The organism is Denitratisoma sp. agr-D3 (assembly GCF_054658675.1).
Map to the genome: position 1 here is coordinate 989829 of NZ_BAAGIA010000001.1, position 18411 is coordinate 1008239.

Consider the following 18411-nt stretch of genomic DNA (forward strand, 5'->3'; position numbering starts at 1 on the left):
TCAGATCAGGGACAACAGGTCCTGCGGATGGTGGCAGATGTGGTCGGCCTGCCAGGCGTCCAGGTCGGGGGATTCGCCCAGATAGCCCCAGGCCGCCGTAACGGTGCCCATGCCCGCGGCCTTGCCGGCCTGGATGTCGCGCAGGTCGTCGCCTACATAGAGGCAGGTTTCCGGTGCCAGGCCGGCGAGGTCGGCCGCCATCAGCAAGGGGTCCGGTGCCGGCTTGGGACGGGGGGCGGAGTCGCCGCTGATGACGCTGGCCGCCCGTTCGGCCAGGCCGAGGCCGGCCACCACGTCCCGGGTGTAGCGTTCCACTTTGTTGGTGATGATGCCCCAGAGGATGCCCCTGTTTTCAAGGGCGGTCAGTACGTCCTCCATGCCGTCGAAGAGGCGGGTGTCGACACAGATGTGGCGGGCGTAGAGGTCGAGGAAGCGGCGTTGCAGGTCGGGATAGCCGGCGTCTTCGGGCACGATGCCGAAGCCGGTGCGGAGCAGGGCCCGGGCGCCGCCGGACACGTGGGGACGCAAACGGTCCATGGGCAGGGGGACACGGCCTTCTTCCTGCAATAGCCGGTTGAGGGCGCCGCCCAGGTCGGGGGCGGTATCCGCCAGGGTGCCGTCCAGGTCGAAGAAGACGGCGCGCAGGTGGGGCGTGCTCACCGTGTTCACGCCGCGTCGATCCGGCGCGCGCGGACCAAGTAGTTAACGCTGGTGTCCTTGCCCAGGGAGTAGGTCTTGGTGAAGGGGTTGTAGCTCATGCCGAGGATTTCCTCGACCTGGAGCCCGGCTTCGCGGCAGAAACGGGAAAGTTCGGCGGGTTTGAGGAAGCGGGCGTATTCATGGGTGCCCTTGGGCAGCATGTTGAGCACGTACTCGGCGCCCACCACAGCCATCAAATAAGCCTTGGGGTTGCGGTTCAGGGTGGAGAAGAAAACCTGACCATTGGGTTTCACCAAAGTGGCACAGGCCTTCACGATGCTGGCCGGATCGGGCACGTGTTCCAGCATTTCCAGGCAGGTGACGGCGTCGAAACTGGCGGGTTCGGCAGCTGCCATGGCCTCGGCCGCGATCAGGCGGTAGTCGATGTCGAGGCCGCTTTCATAGAGATGGAGCTTGGCCACGCCCAGGGGCTTTTCCGATAGGTCGATGCCCGTCACTTGGGCACCGCAAGCCGCCATGCCCTCCGACAGCAGTCCGCCGCCGCAGCCGACGTCGATGACTTTCTTGCCGGCCAGGCTCAGGTGGCGATCGATCCAACCCACGCGCAGGGGGTTGATGTCGTGCAGGGGCTTGAACTCGGACTGGGGATCCCACCAACGGTGGGCAAGATCGCCGAACTTGGCGAGTTCCTGGGGGTCGGCATTGAGGGGATGTGTCATGGAAGGAAGATGCAGGGAGTCCAGAAATGAAAAAAGCCCTGCGGGGCAGGGCTTTTTTCCCGAAGAGGATGGCTTACTTGGTGCCGATCACTTCGATTTCAACGCGACGGTCAGGCTGCAGGCAAGCGATGACCTTGGCGCTCTTGGCACCCTTGCACTCGTTGGCCTTGGTCTTGGGCTGGGACTTGCCCTTGCCTTCGGTGTAGACGCGGTTGGGTTCGATGCCCTTGGAAACCAGGTAGGTCTTCACAGCGGCAGCGCGCTTTTCAGACAGCTTCTGGTTGTAGGCGGGGGAACCGAAACGGTCGGCGTGACCAACAGCGATGATCACTTCCAGCTTGATGCTCTTGGCCTTGGCGACCAGCTCATCCAGCTTGGCCTTGCCCTCGGGGCGCAGCACGGCCTTGTCGAAGTCGAACAGGGCGTCGGCGGCCAGGGTCAGCTTTTCAGCGGAGGGCTTCACGCCACCGGCAGCAGCGCCGGACTTGGAGGCATCCTTCTTGACCAGGTCGGGGTCGCATTCTTCGATGGCCATGGCGGGCGTCCAGTAGCCGGTGCGCCAGCACAGGCCGGTACCGCTCTTGGCGACATTGCCACGTTGATCGACCACGTAACCGACGGTGCCCTTCAGGTCGACGCCAGGGGTTTGCGCGAAGGCAGTGGCGGTGAAACCCAACAGAGCGGCGAGTAGCAGCGATTTTTGAACATTCTTCATTGATAACTTCCCCCTAGCGATGGAGATAAACCGGAAAATCAGATCGGGAACTTCTATCCCATAGTCGTGTTTTGACAAGGAGATACAGCGCAAAACTCAACTACGAGCTAAAGGTATTTTGCCATAAACGGCAAAGGGCGGGCAAACGCGAAGGGCTGATGTCCACGATCTGTGTGTTATTTACACGCAAATTCCCATCGATCCAGACGTGGCTGACCTGGTCCCTGCCGAGCACGTAAACCAGGTGGGAAGCCGCATCGAAACAGGGTTGGTGCAGCCATTCGTCCACCTTGACGGCGCAGAGGTCGGCGGACTTTCCCGGCATCAGCGAACCGATGGTGTCTGCCAGGCCCAGCGCTTCGGCGCCCGCCAGGGTCGCCATGCGCAGCACTTGATGGGCGTTCAGGGCCGCGGCGTCGCCGCTGCTGACCTTGCCTAGCAAGGCCGCGTGGCGCATTTCCTGGAACAGGTCAAGGCGGTTGTTGCTGGCGGCACCGTCGCTGCCCAGGCCCACCGAAACGCCGGCCGCCACGGCTGCCGCAATCGGGGCGATGCCGCTGGCCAGTTTCATGTTGGAGGTGGGGCAATGGGCGATGTGGCTGCCGTGGCGCGCCAGCAGGGCGATTTCCTCGGCGTCCAGATGGACGGCATGGACGGCGATCAGGTCCGGGCTGAGCAGGCCGAGGCGGGCCAGGCGGGCCAGGGGACGGATGCCGTGGGCTTTGAGGCTGTCCTCGATTTCCTGCCGGGTCTCATGCACATGGATGTGGATCGGCAGTTCGAGTTGCGCAGCCAAGGTGGCGATCCGTTCAAAGGTGCGGTCGCTGACGGTATAGGGGGCGTGGGGAGCGAGGGTGAAACCCAATAGGGGTTCCTGGCGGAAACGGTCCCGGGCGGCCAGGCCTTTGGCCAGGTAGTCGTCGGCGTCGCTGCCGTAGGCCGTGGGGAATTCCAGGGTGGTGATGCCGATGACAGCCCGCAGGCCGGCTTCGAGAAAAGCCTCCGCCGCCGCCTCGGGGAAGAAATACATGTCGCTGCAACAGGTGATGCCGCCCCGCAGCATTTCCGCCGCCGCCAGCAGGGTGCCGTCGTGGACGAATTGGGGGGAGACGTGGCGGGCCTCCGCGGGCCAGATCCGGTCCTGTAGCCATTGCATCAGGGGAAGGTCGTCGGCGTAGCCGCGCATCAGGTTCATGGCGGCATGGGCGTGCAGATTGACCAGCCCGGGGAGCAGGATGTGCTCGGGCAACACGGTTTTCTGTCGCGGGAGGTAGCGTCGGCTGGCGTCCATCGCCGGCAACAGGTCGAGGATGCGTCCCTCCTGGATAACTAGGGCATGATTTTCCAGAACAGTCGCGGTCGGTTCCACGGGAATGATCCAGCGGGCTTCGATCAGGGTATCGACGGTTTGCGGCGGGGAGGTGCTGGAGTCGTAGGAAGTCATGCCTGCAAAATTTTGATTAATCAATCGGATAAGTCGGCATTTTAACCTTCTTGCCGATGGATTCACGGGGTGGAGGCCGCGTTCCGCATGGTAGAATCCGGCCCTTCATTTGTTCCTCGGGAACACCCCGTAAAGCCCAGACCATGACCGTTCAATTCGCCAAGGAAACCCTCCCCATCAGCCTCGAAGAGGAGATGCGTCACTCCTACCTGGACTACGCCATGAGCGTGATCGTCGGGCGGGCCTTGCCGGATGCGCGGGACGGCCTCAAGCCGGTGCATCGCCGGGTGCTCTACGCGATGCACGAGTTGGGTAACGACTGGAACAAGGCCTACAAGAAGTCGGCCCGTATCGTCGGTGACGTGATCGGTAAATACCACCCCCACGGCGACACGGCGGTGTACGACACCATCGTCCGCATGGCCCAGGACTTTTCCCTGCGTTACATGTTGGTGGACGGTCAGGGCAACTTCGGCTCGGTGGATGGCGACAGTGCCGCCGCCATGCGTTACACGGAAGTGCGCATGGCCCGCATCGGCCATGACATGCTGGCGGACATCGAAAAGGAAACCGTCGACTTCGGCCCCAACTACGACGGCTCCGAGCAGGAGCCCCTGATCCTGCCGGCGCGGGTACCCAATCTGCTGATCAACGGTTCCTCGGGCATTGCTGTTGGCATGGCGACCAACATCCCGCCCCACAACCTGAACGAGGTGATCGACGCCTGCCTGTTGCTGCTGCAAAACCCCGGCACCGAGATCGACGAGTTGATCAAGGTCGTCCAGGCCCCCGACTTTCCCACGGCCGGCCTGATCTACGGCCTGTCCGGCGTCCATGAGGGTTATCGGACCGGCCGTGGCCGCGTCGTGATGCGTGCCCGTACCCATATTGAAGACCTGCCCAACGGCAAGCAGGCCATCGTGGTGGACGAGATTCCCTACCAGGTAAACAAGCGCACCCTGCTGGAAAAGATTGCCGAACTGGTCAACGACAAGAAGATCGAGGGCATCGCCCACTTGCAGGACGAGTCCGACAAGTCCGGCATGCGCGTGGTGATCGAACTCAAGCGCAACGAAGTACCGGACGTGGTGCTCAACCACTTGTTCAAGCAGACCCAGTTGCAGGACACCTTCGGTATGAATATGGTGGCCCTGGTGGACGGTCGTCCCCAGTTGCTCAACCTCAAGCAGATGCTGGACTGCTTCCTCAGCCATCGGCGTGAGGTGGTGACCCGCCGCACCGTGTTCGAACTGCGCAAGGCGCGGGACCGGGGCCATATCCTGGAAGGCCTGGCCGTCGCCCTGTCCAATGTGGACGAGGTGATCGCCCTGATCAAGGCTGCGCCGACCCCCGGCGACGCCAAGAAGGGGCTGATGTCCCGCGAGTGGCGCTCCACCCTGGTGGAAGAAATGCTGGCCCGGGCTGCCGCCGAGGCTTCCCGCCCCGAAGGGCTGGCGCCCGAATTCGGTCTCTCCGCCCAGGGCTATCGCCTCTCCGATGCCCAGGCCCAAGCCATCCTGGAGCTGCGTCTGCAACGCCTGACCGGCCTGGAGCAGGACAAGATCGTGGCCGAGTACAAGGAAGTCATGGCCCAGATCGCTGATTTGCTGGACATCCTGGCCCGTCCCGAACGGGTGACGGCCATCATTGCCGACGAACTGTCCGCCATCAAGATGCAATTCGGCGACCCCCGCCGTTCCGAGATCGTCCTGAATACCTCCGACATCAACATCGAGGATCTGATCGCCCGGGAAGACATGGTGGTGACCCTGTCCCACGGCGGTTACTTCAAGCGCCAGCCCCTGACTGACTACCGTGCCCAGAAGCGTGGCGGTCGTGGCAAGCAAGCCGCCGCCATGAAGGAAGACGATTTCGTCGATCGCCTGTTCATCGCCAACACTCACGACTACATCCTGTGCTTCTCCAACCGGGGTCGTGCCTACTGGCTCAAGGTGTATGAGGTGCCCGAGGGCAACCGTACCGCCCGCGGCAAGCCCATCGTCAACCTCTTCCCCCTGGTGGAAGGCGAGAAGATCACCACCGTGTTGCCGGTGAAGGAATTCGACGACGAGCACTTCATCTTCATGGCCACCGCCATGGGCACCGTGAAGAAGACCCCGCTCAAGGCCTTCGCCAATCCCCGCAAGGCCGGCATCATCGCCGCCCACCTGGATGACGGCGACCATCTGATCGGCGTGGCCATCACCGACGGCAAGTGCGACGTGATGCTGTTCTCCGACGCCGGCAAGGCCGTGCGTTTCGACGAGAACGACGTGCGCCCCATGGGCCGCGAATCCCGTGGCGTGCGCGGCATGATGCTGGAAGACGGTCAGTCCCTGATTTCCATGCTGGTGGCCGACAGTGAGAACTGGTCAGTGCTGACCGCCACCGAAAACGGCTACGGCAAACGCACCCCCATCGCCGAGTACACCCGTCACGGTCGTGGCACCAAGGGCATGATCGCCATCCAGACCTCCGAGCGCAACGGCAAGGTAGTGGCCGCCGTGCTGACCGCCCAGGGCGAGAGCAACGAGGAAATCATGCTGATCTCCACCGGTGGTGTGCTGATCCGTACCCGCATCACCGACATCCGTGAAATGAGCCGCGCCACCCAGGGTGTGACCCTGATCAACCTGGATGAAGGCACCTATCTGGCCGGCCTGGAAAAAGTCATCGAAACTGAAGGCGAAGAAGGCGAGGGTCTTGACCTTGAGGGGGGTGACGAAGGTGGCGAAGGCAGCGAGGACGCCGACGAATGACCCGCGTTTGGAATTTCAGCGCCGGCCCCGGTGCCTTACCGGAATCCGTGCTGCGCCGGGCCGCCGTGGACATGCTGGATTGGCAGGGTTGCGGCATGGGCGTGATGGAAATGAGCCATCGCGGCAAGGAATACATGTCCATCCATGCCCAGGCCCTGGCCGACGTGCGGGAACTGCTGGCGGTGCCGGACAACTACAAGGTGCTGTTCATGCAGGGCGGTGCCATTGGTGAGAACGCCATCATTCCCCTCAACCTGATCGGTCGCGGCGATGGCGCTGACTACGTGATTACCGGCTCCTGGTCCAAGAAGTCGGAAAAGGAAGCCCGCAAATACGGCAAGACCCGCATCGTCGCCAACAGCGAAAGCGCGGGTGGTTTCACCACTGTGCCGGCCATGGCCGACTGGCAGTTGTCGGATAACCCGGCTTACGTCTTCACCTGCCCCAATGAAACGGTGGTGGGGGTGGAGTACCCCTTCGAGCCGGACCTGGCCCAGATCGGGCGGGGCGATGTGCCGGTGGTGGCGGATTTGTCCTCCAGCATCCTGTCCCGCCCCATTGACGTGTCCAAGTATGGGTTGATCTTCGCCGGGGCCCAGAAGAATATCGGTCCCGCCGGCGTTACCCTGGTCATCGTGCGTGACGACCTGATTGGCCACGCTCTGGATATCTGCCCCAGCGCCTTCGACTACAAGACGGTGGCGGACAACGATTCCATGTACAACACGCCGCCTACCTACCCGATCTACATCTCGGGCCTGGTGTTCCAGTGGCTCAAGGCCCAGGGCGGTATCGCCGCCGTGGAAAAACTCAACATTGCCAAGTCGGAGCTGCTCTACCGCTGCATCGACGAGTCCAACCTGTACGAAAATCGGGTGGACAAGGCCTGCCGTTCCCGCATGAACGTGCCTTTCTTCCTCAAGGACGAGGCTCTCAACGACGCTTTCCTGGCGGGTGCCAAGGAAGCCGGTCTGGTGCAGATCAAGGGTCACAAGTCCGTGGGCGGCATGCGGGCTTCCATCTATAACGCCATGCCCTTGGCCGGTGTTCAGGCCCTGGTGGACTACATGGTCGAATTCGAACGTAGCCGGGGCTGACTTTCTATGTCCGAAACTCCTGAACAGGCGGCGGAACTGGCCCAGTTGCGGGCCGGCATCGACGCCATCGACACCGAACTGCTCAAGCTGATCAACGAACGGGCCAAGCTGGCTCAGCGCGTGGGGCAGATCAAGCACGGCAACATCTATCGCCCGGAACGGGAAGCCCAAGTGCTGCGCCGGGTGGAAGAACGCAATCCCGGCCCTTTGCCCCTGGCCTCCGCCCAGCGCATCGTGCGGGAAATCATGTCCGCCTGCCTGGCCCTGGAGCAACCCCTGACCGTGGCCTTCCTCGGCCCTGCCGGGACCTATTCGGAAAGCGCTTCCCGCAAGCACTTCGGCAGCGCACCGACCCTCCAGCCCTGCGCCGCCATCGACGACGTGTTCCGCGCCGTGGAGTCCGGCAACGCCCATTACGGCGTGGTGCCCGTGGAGAATTCCACCGAGGGCGCCGTGGGCCGCTCCCTGGACCTGCTGCTGTCTTCCCGCCTGCAAATCTGCGGCGAGGTGAATCTGCCCATCCATCACAACCTGATGGGCAACGTTGCCGGTCTGAAGGACGTGAAGCGGGTCTATTCCCACGCCCAGTCCCTGGGCCAGTGCCACGAATGGCTCAACCGCAACCTGCCCGGCGTGCCTCGGGTATCCGTCGCCAGCAACGCGGAAGCCGCGCGCCTGGCCGCTGCGGAGGAGGGTGCCTGCGCCATCGCTGGCGATGCGGCGGCCGAGTTGTACAAGTTGGACATCCTCGCCGCCAACATCGAGGACGATCCCCAGAACACCACCCGTTTCGTCATCATTTCCGAGCACGACGCGGCCCCTTCCGGCAAGGACAAGACCTCCCTGGTTTGCTCCACCCTCAACAAGCCCGGTGCGGTGCACGAGATGCTGGCGCCCCTGGCCCGCAATGGCGTGTCCATGAGCCACTTCGAGTCCCGTCCGGCCAAGGGCCTGGGCGGCAGTCGCTGGGAGTACGTGTTCTACATCGACATCGAAGGCCACCGCGAGGACTCCGCCGTATCCAAGGCCCTGTTCGAACTGCGGGAAGTGGCGGGTTACGTCAAGGAACTGGGTTCCTACCCCGTGGCGGTTTACTGATTTCAGGCAAGCGAGATTTCCATGAGTATTTTTGACCAGGCACCGGCTCATGTCCGGGCCATCAACGCCTATGTACCGGGCAAGCCCATCACCGAACTGGCGCGGGAATTCGGCCTGGATCCGAACAGCATCATCAAGCTGGCCTCCAATGAAAACCCCCGGGGCATGAGTCCCAAGGCCAGGGCAGCCGTTGAAGCAGCGGTGGGCGGCATCGCCCTCTACCCTGACCAGTTCGAGTTGGTGAGTAAGCTGGCCGAGCGCCTCGGCGTGGGCCGGGATCAGATCGTTCTGGGCAGCGGTTCCAACGACCTGCTGGACTTGGCGGCCCGGGCCTTCCTGATGGCCGGCCGTTCCGCCGTGTCCGCCCAATACGCCTTCCCCATCTATCCCATTGCCACCCTGACGGCCGGCGGTGAAAACATCATCGTTCCCGCCAAGGGCTACGGCCACGACTTGGACGCCATGCTGGCGGCCATTCGGCCCGATACCCGCCTGGTGTGGATTGCCAACCCCAATAATCCGACGGGGACATTCCTCACCTATGAGGCGGTGCATGCCTTCATGCAGAAGGTGCCCGCCGACGTGCTGGTGGTGCTGGACGAGGCCTACAACGAATACCTGGCCCCGGCCGATCGGCAGGAAAGCGTGGCCTGGATCAAGCAATTCCCCAATCTGCTGGTGACGCGCACCTTCTCCAAGGTCTATGGCCTGGCCGGTCTGCGGGTGGGTTTCGGCGTGGCCTCGGCGGAAGTGGCCGACCTGCTCAACCGCATCCGCATGCCCTTCAACGTGAACAACCTCGCCCTGGAGGCCGCCAAGGCCGCCCTGGACGACCATGAATTCCTGGCGGAAAGCTATGTGCTGAACAAGGAAGGCCTGGAACAGCTGGTGGCGGGCTTCAAGCGTCTGGGCCTGGAGCACATCCCCTCCCACGGCAATTTCGTCGCGGTGAAGGTGCCCGATCCCCAGGCGGTCAATCTCAAGCTGCTCCAGCAGGGCGTGATCGTGCGCCCGGTCGGCGTGCCCGGTTTTCTGCGGATCAGTACCGGCTTGCTGGCGGAAAACGAGCGCTTCCTCGTCGCCCTGGACAAGGCGCTCCATCGCTAATGGCCAAACTCGGCAAGCTCGTCGTCTGCGGCGTCGGCCTGATCGGCGGCTCCTTTGCGCTGGCCCTGAAACAGGCCGGTTATGTGGAACATGTGGTCGGCATGGGGCGCAATCGCAGCACCCTGGAAGCTGCCCGGCAATTGGACTTGATCGACGAGATTGGTAGCGACTGGGCACCTGCTTTGCAAGGGGCCGACTTGGTCTTGCTCGGCATGCCCGTGGGGCAGATGCCACCGGTGATGGCGGCCCTAGTGCCCCATCTGGCGCCAAGCACCATCGTCACGGATGGTGGCAGCACCAAAGGTGACGTGGTAGCGACTGCCCGGGCGGCTTTCGGCGACAAGATCGGCCAGTTCGTGCCCGGCCACCCCATCGCTGGGGCGGAAAAGAGCGGGCCCGGCGCCGCCTTGGCAGACCTTTATCAGGGACGCCGCGTGGTGCTGACGCCTTTGCCGGAAAATGCGCCGCAAGCCGTGGCGACTGTGAGGGACGCCTGGGAGACCTGCGGTGCCCAGGTGTCGACCTTGACCGCCGAGGCCCACGACCGGGTCTTCGCCGCGGTCAGTCATCTCCCCCATCTACTGGCCTACGCCCTGGTCCATGACATTGCCAGCCGCGACAACGCTGCGCAATTGTTCGATTTCGCTGCTGGCGGCTTCCGGGATTTCACCCGCATCGCCAGTAGCCACCCGGAAATGTGGCGGGACATCTGTCTTGCCAACCGTCCGGCCCTGTTGCAGGAACTGGATGCCTACATGGCCCAGTTGCTGCGTTTGCGCGTTTTGCTGGCCGGCAGCGACGGCCCCGGCCTGGAAGCCCTGTTCGACACCGCCCGCACCGCCCGGGAAGCCTGGTTGGCGGGTCAGACGCCCTCTGTGGAAGAGTAAAAGTACCCATGGAATTCCTTGATCTCCCCCCTCTACATCGGGCGGCCGGCACCATTCGCCTGCCCGGTTCCAAGAGCATTTCCAATCGCACCCTGTTGCTGGCCGCGCTGGCTGATGGCGTGACCGACATCCACGATCTGCTGGATTCCGACGATACCCGGGTCATGCTGGATGCCCTGAAAAAGCTGGGCGTTGGCCTGGTGTCCAAGGGGCTCAACTACTGGCAGGTGACGGGGGTGGGCGGTCCGTTCCCGGTCAAGCAGGCCGAGTTGTTCCTGGGCAATGCCGGCACCGCCTTCCGGCCCTTGACCGCTGCGTTGTCCCTGTCCGGGGGCGACTACCGCCTGTCCGGCGTCCCCCGCATGCATGAGCGGCCCATCGGCGACCTGGTGGATGGGTTGCGGCAGATCGGCTGCCAGGTGGATTACCTGGCCAACGAAGGCTATCCGCCCCTGTCGGTGAAGCCGGCCAGCGTCAAACTAGCGGCGCCGATTAAGGTGCGCGGCGACGTTTCGTCCCAGTTCCTCACGGCGTTGCTGATGGCGTTGCCCCTCACGGGGGAAACGGCGGTCATCGACATGACCACGGAACTGATTTCCAAGCCCTACATCGAGATCACCCTCAAACTCATGGCTCGCTTCGGCGTGCGCGTGGAGCGGCAGGGCTGGGAGCGTTTCACCATTCCCGGCGGCCAGCGCTATGTGAGTCCCGGTGTCATCCACGTGGAAGGGGATGCTTCCTCGGCCTCCTATTTCCTCGCCGCCGGCGCCATTGGTGGCGGGCCGGTGCGGGTGGAGGGCGTGGGGCGGGACAGCATCCAGGGCGACGTCGCCTTTGCCGATGCCCTGGCCCGGATGGGCGCCCAGATCACCATGGGCCCCAATTGGATCGAAACCCGCGCGCCGGCCGACGGCAAGCTGAAATCCTTCGACCTGGACCTCAACCATATTCCCGATGCCGCCATGACCTTGGCAGTGGCGGCCCTGTTTGCCGAGGGGCCAAGCACCCTGCGTAACATCGCCAGCTGGCGCGTCAAGGAAACCGACCGCATCGCCGCCATGGCGGCCGAACTGCGCAAGGTGGGCGCGGAAGTGGAGGAGGGCGCCGATTACATCAAGGTCAGCCCGCCGGCACAGTGGCTGAGCAATGCCGCGATCAAGACCTACGACGACCACCGCATGGCCATGTGCCTGTCCCTGGCGACCCTGGGCGGCGTGCCGGTGCGCATTCTCGATCCCAATTGCGTGGCCAAAACCTTCCCCGACTATTTCGCCGCCTACGCCCAGGTGACGGCACCCGTCATCGCCATCGACGGTCCCTCCGCCTCGGGCAAGGGCACCGTGGCCGCCCGGGTGGCCCAGGCCCTGGGTTTCCACATGCTGGACAGCGGCGCCCTCTACCGCCTGACTGCCCTGGCTGCCCACCGTGCCGGCGTCGATTGGGCCGACGAGCCCGCCGTGGCGGCTATTGCCGCCGCCTTGCCGGCCGAGTTCGAGGGCGAAAAAATCACCCTGTCCGGCGACGATGTAAGCGAGGCCATTCGTACCGAAGAAATGGGGGTTGGTGCGTCCAAGGTGGCGGCCTTGCCCGCCGTCCGGGCCGCATTGTTGGACCGGCAGCGGGCCTACCGGCGCTGGCCCGGCCTGGTGGGCGACGGCCGCGACATCGGTTCGGTGATCTTCCCCGAGGCCGAGTGCAAGGTCTTTCTGACCGCCAGCGCCGAGGCACGGGCGGAAAGGCGCTATAAACAGTTGATCGCAAAGGGACAAACTGCTAACATGGCCGCCCTTTTGCAGGACTTGCGCGAGCGTGACGCCCGCGATGCCGCACGCAGTGTGGCTCCCCTGCAAAAATGCGCGGATGCGGAACTGCTTGAAACGACAGCCCTTTCCATAGATGAGGCGGTCGCTGCGGTACTGGGTTGGGCCCGGGATCGCCTGGCATGAGCCGTATTTCGTGTGTTTAGGTGTCAGGGTGGCGCCCGCTGCCCTGATGGTGTGCAACTAACCCGCCGTCGCCCGACGGTGTTTGTGAAAGTTCAAATCTATGTCCGCAGTTATCGCCGAAAGCTTTGCCGCCCTTTTTGAAGAGTCCCTCACCCGCCAGGAAATGCGCGCCGGTGAAGTCATCACGGCGGAAGTGGTCCGAGTCGACCAAAACTATGTGGTCGTCAACGCCGGCCTGAAGTCCGAAAGTTTTATTCCCGTAGAAGAATTCCGCAACGATCGCGGTGAACTGGAAGTCGCCCCCGGTGATTTCGTTCAGGTCGCCATCGAGATGCTGGAAGACGGCTACGGTGAAACCCGCCTGTCCCGAGACAAGGCCAAGCGCATCGCCGCCTGGAATGACCTGGACAAGGCCCTCAACGAAGGCATCCTGGTCAAGGGCATGGTCACCGGCAAGGTCAAGGGCGGTCTGACCGTCATGGCCAACGGCATCCGAGCCTTCCTGCCCGGCTCCCTGGTGGATACTCGCCCTGTCAAGGACACCACTCCTTACGAAGGCAAGGAATTCGAATTCAAGGTCATCAAGCTGGACCGCAAGCGCAACAACGTGGTGCTGTCCCGCCGTGCCGTGCTCGAGGCCTCCATGGGCGAAGAGCGTCAAAAGCTGCTGGAAACCCTGCAAGAAGGCACCATCGTCAAGGGTATCGTCAAGAACATCACCGACTACGGCGCGTTCGTGGACCTGGGCGGCATCGATGGCCTGCTGCACATCACCGACCTGGCCTGGCGCCGTGTCCGTCACCCCAGCGAAGTGCTGAACGTGGGTGATGAAGTGACCGCCAAGGTGCTGAAGTTCGACCAAGAGAAGAACCGCGTGTCCCTGGGCATGAAGCAACTGGGCGAAGATCCCTGGGTGGGCATCGCTCGTCGCTACCCCGCCAATACCCGTCTGTTCGGCAAGGTGACCAACCTGACCGACTACGGCGCCTTCGTCGAAATCGAGCAAGGTATCGAAGGCCTGGTGCACGTCTCCGAAATGGACTGGACCAACAAGAACATCCATCCCACCAAGGTTGTCCAACTGGGCGACGAAGTGGAAGTCATGATCCTAGAAATCGACGAAGACCGTCGTCGTATCTCCCTGGGCATGAAGCAGTGCCAATCCAATCCTTGGGACGATTTCGCCATCAACCACAAGAAGGGCGACAAGGTGAAGGGCGCCATCAAGTCCATCACCGACTTCGGCATTTTCATTGGTCTGCCCGGCGGTATCGACGGCCTGGTTCACCTGTCCGACCTGTCCTGGAACGAGGCCGGCGAGGAAGCCAAGCAGAAGTACAAGAAGGGCGACGAAGTGGAAGCCGTGGTGCTGGCCATCGACGTGGAGAAGGAACGCATCTCCCTGGGCATCAAGCAACTGGATGGCGACCCCTTCACCAGCTTCATCGCTACCCACGACAAGAACAGCCTGGTCACCGGTACCGTCAAGAGTGTTGACGCCAAGGGCGCCGTGATCGACCTGGGCGGCGACGTCGAAGGTTATCTGCGTGCTTCCGAGGCTTCCCGTGATCGCGTGGAAGACCTGACCACCCTGTTCAAGGAAGGCGACAGCGTCGAGTCCGTGATCATCAATGTGGACCGCAAGACCCGCTCCATCAGCCTGTCCATCAAGGCGAAGGATCAGGCCGAGCAGAACGCGGCGATGCAGAAGCTGGCCGCTGAAAGCAACGGAACCGCCGGTACCACCAACCTGGGTGCCCTGCTGAAGGCCAAGCTCAACCAGAACTGAGCCGAAAGCGCTATCCCATGACCAAATCTGAGCTGATTGCCAGGCTGGCGGTGCGGTTTCCCCAGCTGGTAGCCAAGGATGCGGACTATGCGGTGAAGGTGATTCTTGATGCGATGTCCGACGCTTTGTCGAAGGGCGATCGCATCGAGATTCGCGGGTTCGGTAGTTTCGCTTTGAACTACCGCCCCCCCCGTACGGGGCGCAACCCCAAATCGGGTGAAAAGGTGCAGGTGCCCGCCAAGTACGTGCCCCATTTCAAAGCCGGCAAGGAGTTGCGGGAACGTGTGGACTTGCCTGCGGCCTAGTCTGTATCCGATGGGGTGCCCGTGTTGACGGGTGCTGGATCCGGCGGGCGGTGTTCCTTGGGGATGCCGCCCGTTTTCAATTTGACGAAAACCTTATGAAGCTGCTGCTCTGGCTGTTGCGAATCATGGTGTTCATCGCGTTGTTCGGCCTGTCCGTCAAGAACAGCGGCACGGTAGACCTGCGCTTTTTCTTCAATCAAACCCTGGCGGCTCCGTTATCCTTGGCGTTGCTGGTGGCTTTCATTGTCGGTGTCGTGGTTGGCTTGACGGCCTTGTCCGCCACCTTGGTTGCCCAGCGGCGGGAAATCGCCGCCCTGCGCGGTAAAAGTGGCGGCACCGCGTCGACGGGTAAGCCCTGATCAACTCGAAAAGAAAAAATATTCACGGTGGAAATCGATCTCTGGTGGTTGCTGGCGCTCCCGGCTTTTTTCGTCATGGGCTGGGTCGCCGCGCGGATTGATATCAAGCATCTGGTGCGGGAATCCCGCGCCCTGCCGCGATCCTATTTCCGCGGCTTGAACTTCCTGCTCAACGAACAACCGGACAAGGCCATCGAGGCCTTCCTCGAAGCCGCGCGGTTGGATACGGAAACCCTGGAATTGCATTTCGCCCTGGGCAGCCTGTTCCGGCGCCGGGGGGAGATGGATCGTGCCATCCGGGTTCATCAAAACCTGGTGGATCGGGATGGCCTGTCCGACGAGCAGCGGCTGCACGCCTTGTCCGAACTGGGCCAGGACTATCTGAAGGCTGGCCTGTTGGACCGGGCCGAGGATATTTTCATCAAGCTGCGGCATACGGCTCGGGATGAAGAGGCCTTGAAGTTCCTGCTGGAGATCTACCAACAGGAAAAAGAGTGGGCCAAGGCCATTGCCATCGCCCAAAGCCTGCCCGGCCATGCCGAGCATTTGTGGCAAAAGGAAATCGCCGAATTCCATTGCGAGCTGGCCTCCTCCGAACTGCTCCATGGCCACGCCGATGAAGCGATGCGCCAATTGGACCTGGCCCTAGAGGCCAATCGCAAGTGCGTTCGGGCCAACATCCTGCAAGGGGACGTGGCCTGGCAACAAGGCAATGTGAACGCCGCCATCGAGGCCTGGAAGCGGGTGGAAACCCAAAGCCCGGTATATCTGGCTCTGGTGGCGGAAAAAATGATGGAGGCCCATCGCAAGCTGGGGCAGCCGGAGCAAGGGCTGCAATTGCTGCGGGGCTATTTGCAACGCCATTCCTCCCTCGATTTGCTGGACGTGGTGGTACAGGCCGAGCAAGAACAGGGCGGCGTTGAGGCGGCCTATGTGCTGGTGCGGGACGAATTACGCCGCAACCCCACCCTGCTGGGCCTCAATAAATTGCTGGAATCCCAGATATTGCTGGCACCGCCGGAGCGACGGGCCGATCTGGAGTTGATCAAGAACCTGATCCACGGTCACACCCGGCGGGTCGCCCGTTATTGCTGCAATAGCTGCGGCTTCAAGGCCCGCCAGTTCTACTGGCGCTGTCCGGGCTGCGGCGGTTGGGAAACCTATCCGCCCCGGCGTACCGAGGAATTCGATTTGACGCCTTAAGCGGGGAATGCCGCTGGGCTTTCCCTTATTTGACGAATTTTATTTTTACTTGCGATAGCCACTATGAAAATCACTGTCATCGGAACCGGTTATGTCGGTTTGGTCAGCGGTACCTGTCTCGCCGACGTGGGTAACGACGTGCTTTGCCTGGATGTGGATGCCAACAAGATCCGCATTCTCAAGGAGGGCGGCATTCCCATCTACGAACCTGGCCTGGAGGCCATGGTGAAGAAGAACGTTGCCGCCGGTCGCCTGCGCTTCACCACGGACGTCGAGGAGGCCGTGGCCCACGGCACCATTCAGTTCATCGCCGTCGGCACGCCGCCCGATGAAGACGGTTCCGCCGATTTGCAGTACGTGGTGGCCGCTGCGCGCAACATCGGCAAGCACATGAGCGACTACAAGGTGGTGGTGGATAAGAGCACCGTGCCCGTGGGCACTGCCGACAAGGTGCGGGCCGCCATTGCCGACGAACTCAAGCAGCGCGGCGCCGCCATCGACTACAGCGTAGTGTCCAATCCCGAGTTCCTCAAGGAAGGCGCGGCGGTGGAGGATTTTATGAAGCCCGACCGCATCGTGGTGGGCGCCGAGGATGCCCGCGCCATCGAATTGATGCGCGAGCTGTATGCCCCCTTCCAGCGTAATCACGAACGGCTGATCATGATGGACGTGCGTTCCGCGGAACTGACCAAGTACGCCGCCAACGCCATGCTGGCCACCCGTATCAGCTTCATGAACGAGTTGGCCAACCTGGCGGAAAAGCTGGGTGCCGACATCGAGAACGTGCGCCAGGGCATCGGTTCCGATCCCCGCATCGGCTACCACTTCCTGTATCCCGGCTGCGGTTACGGCGGCTCCTGCTTCCCCAAGGACGTCCAGGCCCTGGAGCGCACGGCCCGGGAGGCTGGCCAGGAACTGCAAATCCTCCGCGCGGTGGAAGCCGCCAACGAGGTGCAAAAGACCGTGCTCACCGGCAAGATCGTCAAGCGCTTCGGCGAGGACCTGTCCGGCATGACCTTCGCCCTCTGGGGCCTGGCCTTCAAGCCCAACACCGACGACATGCGCGAAGCCCCGAGCCGCGTCCTGATCGCTGACCTGCTGGCCCGTGGCGCCAAGGTGCGCGCCTATGACCCCGTCGCCAGCCACGAGGCCCAGCGCATTTTCGCCGACGAATCCCGCATCGCCTACGCCGAGAATCCCATGGATGCCTTGACCGGCACCGACGCCCTGGTCATCGTCACCGAGTGGAAGGAATTCCGCGCGGCAGATTTCGACGCCATCAAGGTCAAGCTCAAGCACCCGGTGGTTTTCGATGGCCGTAACCTCTACGATCCCCAGCATCCCCGCAAGGCGGGTCTGGAGTATTTCCCCATCGGCCGAAAGTAAGCGACCCATGCGTATTCCCGACACCTCCAAGGCCCGGGTCCTGGTTGTTGGCGACGTCATGCTGGACCGCTACTGGTTCGGCGACGTGGGCCGTATTTCCCCCGAGGCGCCGGTGGCCGTGGCCAAGATCGAGCGTACCGAGGACCGTCCCGGCGGTGCCGCAAACGTGGCGCGCAATTGCGTCGCCTTGGGCGCGCAGACCAGCCTGTTGTCCGTGGTGGGGGCCGACGAAGCCGGTCAAAGCCTGTCTAAGCTGCTGGCTGCGGCGGGTATTGACGCCAGCTTGCATGAGGATGCCCAGCTCAACACCACCGTCAAGTTGCGGGTGGTGGCCCGTCAGCAGCAGTTGATCCGCATCGATTTCGAGAACGCGCCGGACCATGAGGTGCTCAAGGCCAAGCTGGCCGAGTACGCCCAGCGCCTGGCGAATTGCGATGCCGTCATCCTGTCGGATTATGGCAAGGGCGGTCTGACCCACATCACCGAGATGATCCGCTTGGCCAAGGCGGCGGGAAAGCCGGTGCTGGTGGATCCCAAGGGCGACGACTACAGCCGCTACGCCGGTGTTTCCGTCATCACCCCGAATCGCTCCGAACTGCGCGAGGTGGTGGGGCGCTGGAAGGATGAAGCCGATCTGACCGCCAAGGCCGAGGCGCTGCGCCAGGAATTGGGGCTCGAGGCTTTGTTGTTGACCCGTTCCGAGGAAGGCATGACCCTGTTTGAAGCAGGGCGACAAACCCATCAATCCGCCCAGGCCCGTGAGGTTTACGACGTTTCCGGCGCCGGCGACACGGTGATTGCCACCATGGCGGTCATGCTGGCCAGCGGCGCGAGTCTGGCGGAGGCCATGGCCCTCGCCAACCGGGCGGCCGGCATCGTGGTGGCCAAGTTGGGTACGGCAGTTGCTACACTGGATGAACTGAAACAATTGGATTGA

The 18411-nt window shown here is 62.8% G+C and carries 16 protein-coding genes; 12 read left to right on the forward strand and 4 right to left on the reverse strand.

The genetic code is table 11. The features are described from left to right. The 4 genes from ACYQ2U_RS04750 to ACYQ2U_RS04765 all read right to left on the reverse strand — a co-directional run bounded on the left by ACYQ2U_RS04750 (window position 1) and on the right by ACYQ2U_RS04765 (window position 3538). Window positions 1-669: an HAD family hydrolase gene (locus ACYQ2U_RS04750; RefSeq protein ID WP_459949173.1), complete on the reverse strand. Its 669-nt coding sequence runs from the start codon at window positions 667-669 to the stop codon at window positions 1-3. Then, entirely contained in the window at window positions 666-1379 is a 714-nt protein-coding gene (gene ubiG / locus ACYQ2U_RS04755; RefSeq protein WP_459949174.1) for a bifunctional 2-polyprenyl-6-hydroxyphenol methylase/3-demethylubiquinol 3-O-methyltransferase UbiG, read from the reverse strand. The genes ACYQ2U_RS04750 and ubiG overlap by 4 nt, the downstream gene beginning before the upstream one ends. A gap of 73 nt (window positions 1380-1452) precedes the next feature. Continuing rightward, a complete protein-coding gene (gene ompA / locus ACYQ2U_RS04760) occupies window positions 1453-2094 on the reverse strand; it encodes an outer membrane protein OmpA (RefSeq protein ID WP_459949175.1) in 642 nt (213 codons plus the stop codon). A gap of 100 nt (window positions 2095-2194) precedes the next feature. Then, window positions 2195-3538 (reverse strand): TRZ/ATZ family hydrolase, encoded by a 1344-nt coding sequence (locus ACYQ2U_RS04765; protein WP_459949176.1) that lies wholly within the window; start codon window positions 3536-3538, stop codon window positions 2195-2197. A 143-nt stretch (window positions 3539-3681) separates the two neighbouring features. Between ACYQ2U_RS04765 and gyrA the strand changes: the two genes are divergently transcribed. From gyrA to rfaE1, 12 genes are all read left to right on the forward strand, one after another. Further along, window positions 3682-6297, forward strand: coding sequence for a DNA gyrase subunit A (gene gyrA, locus ACYQ2U_RS04770; RefSeq protein WP_459949177.1), 2616 nt, complete (start codon window positions 3682-3684; stop codon window positions 6295-6297). After that, on the forward strand, window positions 6294-7394 hold the full coding sequence (gene serC, locus ACYQ2U_RS04775; protein ID WP_459949178.1) for a 3-phosphoserine/phosphohydroxythreonine transaminase: 1101 nt from the start codon (window positions 6294-6296) through the stop codon (window positions 7392-7394). The genes gyrA and serC overlap by 4 nt, the downstream gene beginning before the upstream one ends. A 6-nt stretch (window positions 7395-7400) precedes the next feature. Next, a complete protein-coding gene (pheA, locus tag ACYQ2U_RS04780; protein ID WP_459949179.1) occupies window positions 7401-8492 on the forward strand; it encodes a prephenate dehydratase in 1092 nt (363 codons plus the stop codon). A gap of 21 nt (window positions 8493-8513) precedes the next feature. After that, on the forward strand, window positions 8514-9599 hold the full coding sequence (gene hisC / locus ACYQ2U_RS04785) for a histidinol-phosphate transaminase (protein ID WP_459949180.1): 1086 nt from the start codon (window positions 8514-8516) through the stop codon (window positions 9597-9599). Then, the gene (locus ACYQ2U_RS04790; RefSeq protein ID WP_459949181.1) at window positions 9599-10486 is read left to right on the forward strand and encodes a prephenate dehydrogenase; all 888 of its coding nucleotides are present in this window, start codon (window positions 9599-9601) and stop codon (window positions 10484-10486) included. Before hisC ends, ACYQ2U_RS04790 begins: the two co-directional genes overlap by 1 nt. Window positions 10487-10494: 8 nt before the next feature. Next, window positions 10495-12432 carry a bifunctional 3-phosphoshikimate 1-carboxyvinyltransferase/cytidylate kinase gene (locus ACYQ2U_RS04795; protein WP_459949182.1) on the forward strand — a complete coding sequence of 646 codons (1938 nt, stop codon included), beginning with the start codon at window positions 10495-10497 and terminating at the stop codon, window positions 12430-12432. Window positions 12433-12532: 100 nt separating this feature from the next. Further along, complete coding sequence (gene rpsA, locus ACYQ2U_RS04800; protein WP_459949183.1) at window positions 12533-14221, forward strand: 30S ribosomal protein S1; 1689 nt, start codon at window positions 12533-12535, stop codon at window positions 14219-14221. A gap of 17 nt (window positions 14222-14238) precedes the next feature. Further along, complete coding sequence (locus ACYQ2U_RS04805; RefSeq protein WP_459949184.1) at window positions 14239-14526, forward strand: integration host factor subunit beta; 288 nt, start codon at window positions 14239-14241, stop codon at window positions 14524-14526. Between the two features lie 95 nt (window positions 14527-14621). Further along, a complete protein-coding gene (locus tag ACYQ2U_RS04810; RefSeq protein ID WP_459949185.1) occupies window positions 14622-14885 on the forward strand; it encodes a lipopolysaccharide assembly protein LapA domain-containing protein in 264 nt (87 codons plus the stop codon). 27 nt (window positions 14886-14912) lie between these two features. Then, window positions 14913-16088 (forward strand): lipopolysaccharide assembly protein LapB, encoded by a 1176-nt coding sequence (lapB, locus tag ACYQ2U_RS04815; protein WP_459949186.1) that lies wholly within the window; start codon window positions 14913-14915, stop codon window positions 16086-16088. A gap of 63 nt (window positions 16089-16151) precedes the next feature. Beyond that, a complete protein-coding gene (locus ACYQ2U_RS04820) occupies window positions 16152-17474 on the forward strand; it encodes a UDP-glucose dehydrogenase family protein (protein WP_459949187.1) in 1323 nt (440 codons plus the stop codon). A 7-nt stretch (window positions 17475-17481) separates the two neighbouring features. Then, window positions 17482-18411: a D-glycero-beta-D-manno-heptose-7-phosphate kinase gene (gene rfaE1 / locus ACYQ2U_RS04825; protein ID WP_459949188.1), complete on the forward strand. Its 930-nt coding sequence runs from the start codon at window positions 17482-17484 to the stop codon at window positions 18409-18411.

Bases quoted from the DNA above. Each gene is read 5' to 3' on its own strand.
- serC (WP_459949178.1), top strand. From the start codon at position 6,294: ATGACCCGCGTTTGGAATTTCAGCGCCGGCCCCGGTGCCTTACCGGAA.
- hisC (WP_459949180.1), top strand. From the start codon at position 8,514: ATGAGTATTTTTGACCAGGCACCGGCTCATGTCCGGGCCATCAACGCC.
- ACYQ2U_RS04795 (WP_459949182.1), top strand. From the start codon at position 10,495: ATGGAATTCCTTGATCTCCCCCCTCTACATCGGGCGGCCGGCACCATT.
- ACYQ2U_RS04765 (WP_459949176.1), bottom strand. From the start codon at position 3,538: ATGACTTCCTACGACTCCAGCACCTCCCCGCCGCAAACCGTCGATACC.
- rpsA (WP_459949183.1), top strand. From the start codon at position 12,533: ATGTCCGCAGTTATCGCCGAAAGCTTTGCCGCCCTTTTTGAAGAGTCC.
- pheA (WP_459949179.1), top strand. From the start codon at position 7,401: ATGTCCGAAACTCCTGAACAGGCGGCGGAACTGGCCCAGTTGCGGGCC.
- gyrA (WP_459949177.1), top strand. From the start codon at position 3,682: ATGACCGTTCAATTCGCCAAGGAAACCCTCCCCATCAGCCTCGAAGAG.
- ACYQ2U_RS04805 (WP_459949184.1), top strand. From the start codon at position 14,239: ATGACCAAATCTGAGCTGATTGCCAGGCTGGCGGTGCGGTTTCCCCAG.
- ACYQ2U_RS04790 (WP_459949181.1), top strand. From the start codon at position 9,599: ATGGCCAAACTCGGCAAGCTCGTCGTCTGCGGCGTCGGCCTGATCGGC.
- ompA (WP_459949175.1), bottom strand. From the start codon at position 2,094: ATGAAGAATGTTCAAAAATCGCTGCTACTCGCCGCTCTGTTGGGTTTC.
- ACYQ2U_RS04810 (WP_459949185.1), top strand. From the start codon at position 14,622: ATGAAGCTGCTGCTCTGGCTGTTGCGAATCATGGTGTTCATCGCGTTG.
- ACYQ2U_RS04820 (WP_459949187.1), top strand. From the start codon at position 16,152: ATGAAAATCACTGTCATCGGAACCGGTTATGTCGGTTTGGTCAGCGGT.
- rfaE1 (WP_459949188.1), top strand. From the start codon at position 17,482: ATGCGTATTCCCGACACCTCCAAGGCCCGGGTCCTGGTTGTTGGCGAC.
- ubiG (WP_459949174.1), bottom strand. From the start codon at position 1,379: ATGACACATCCCCTCAATGCCGACCCCCAGGAACTCGCCAAGTTCGGC.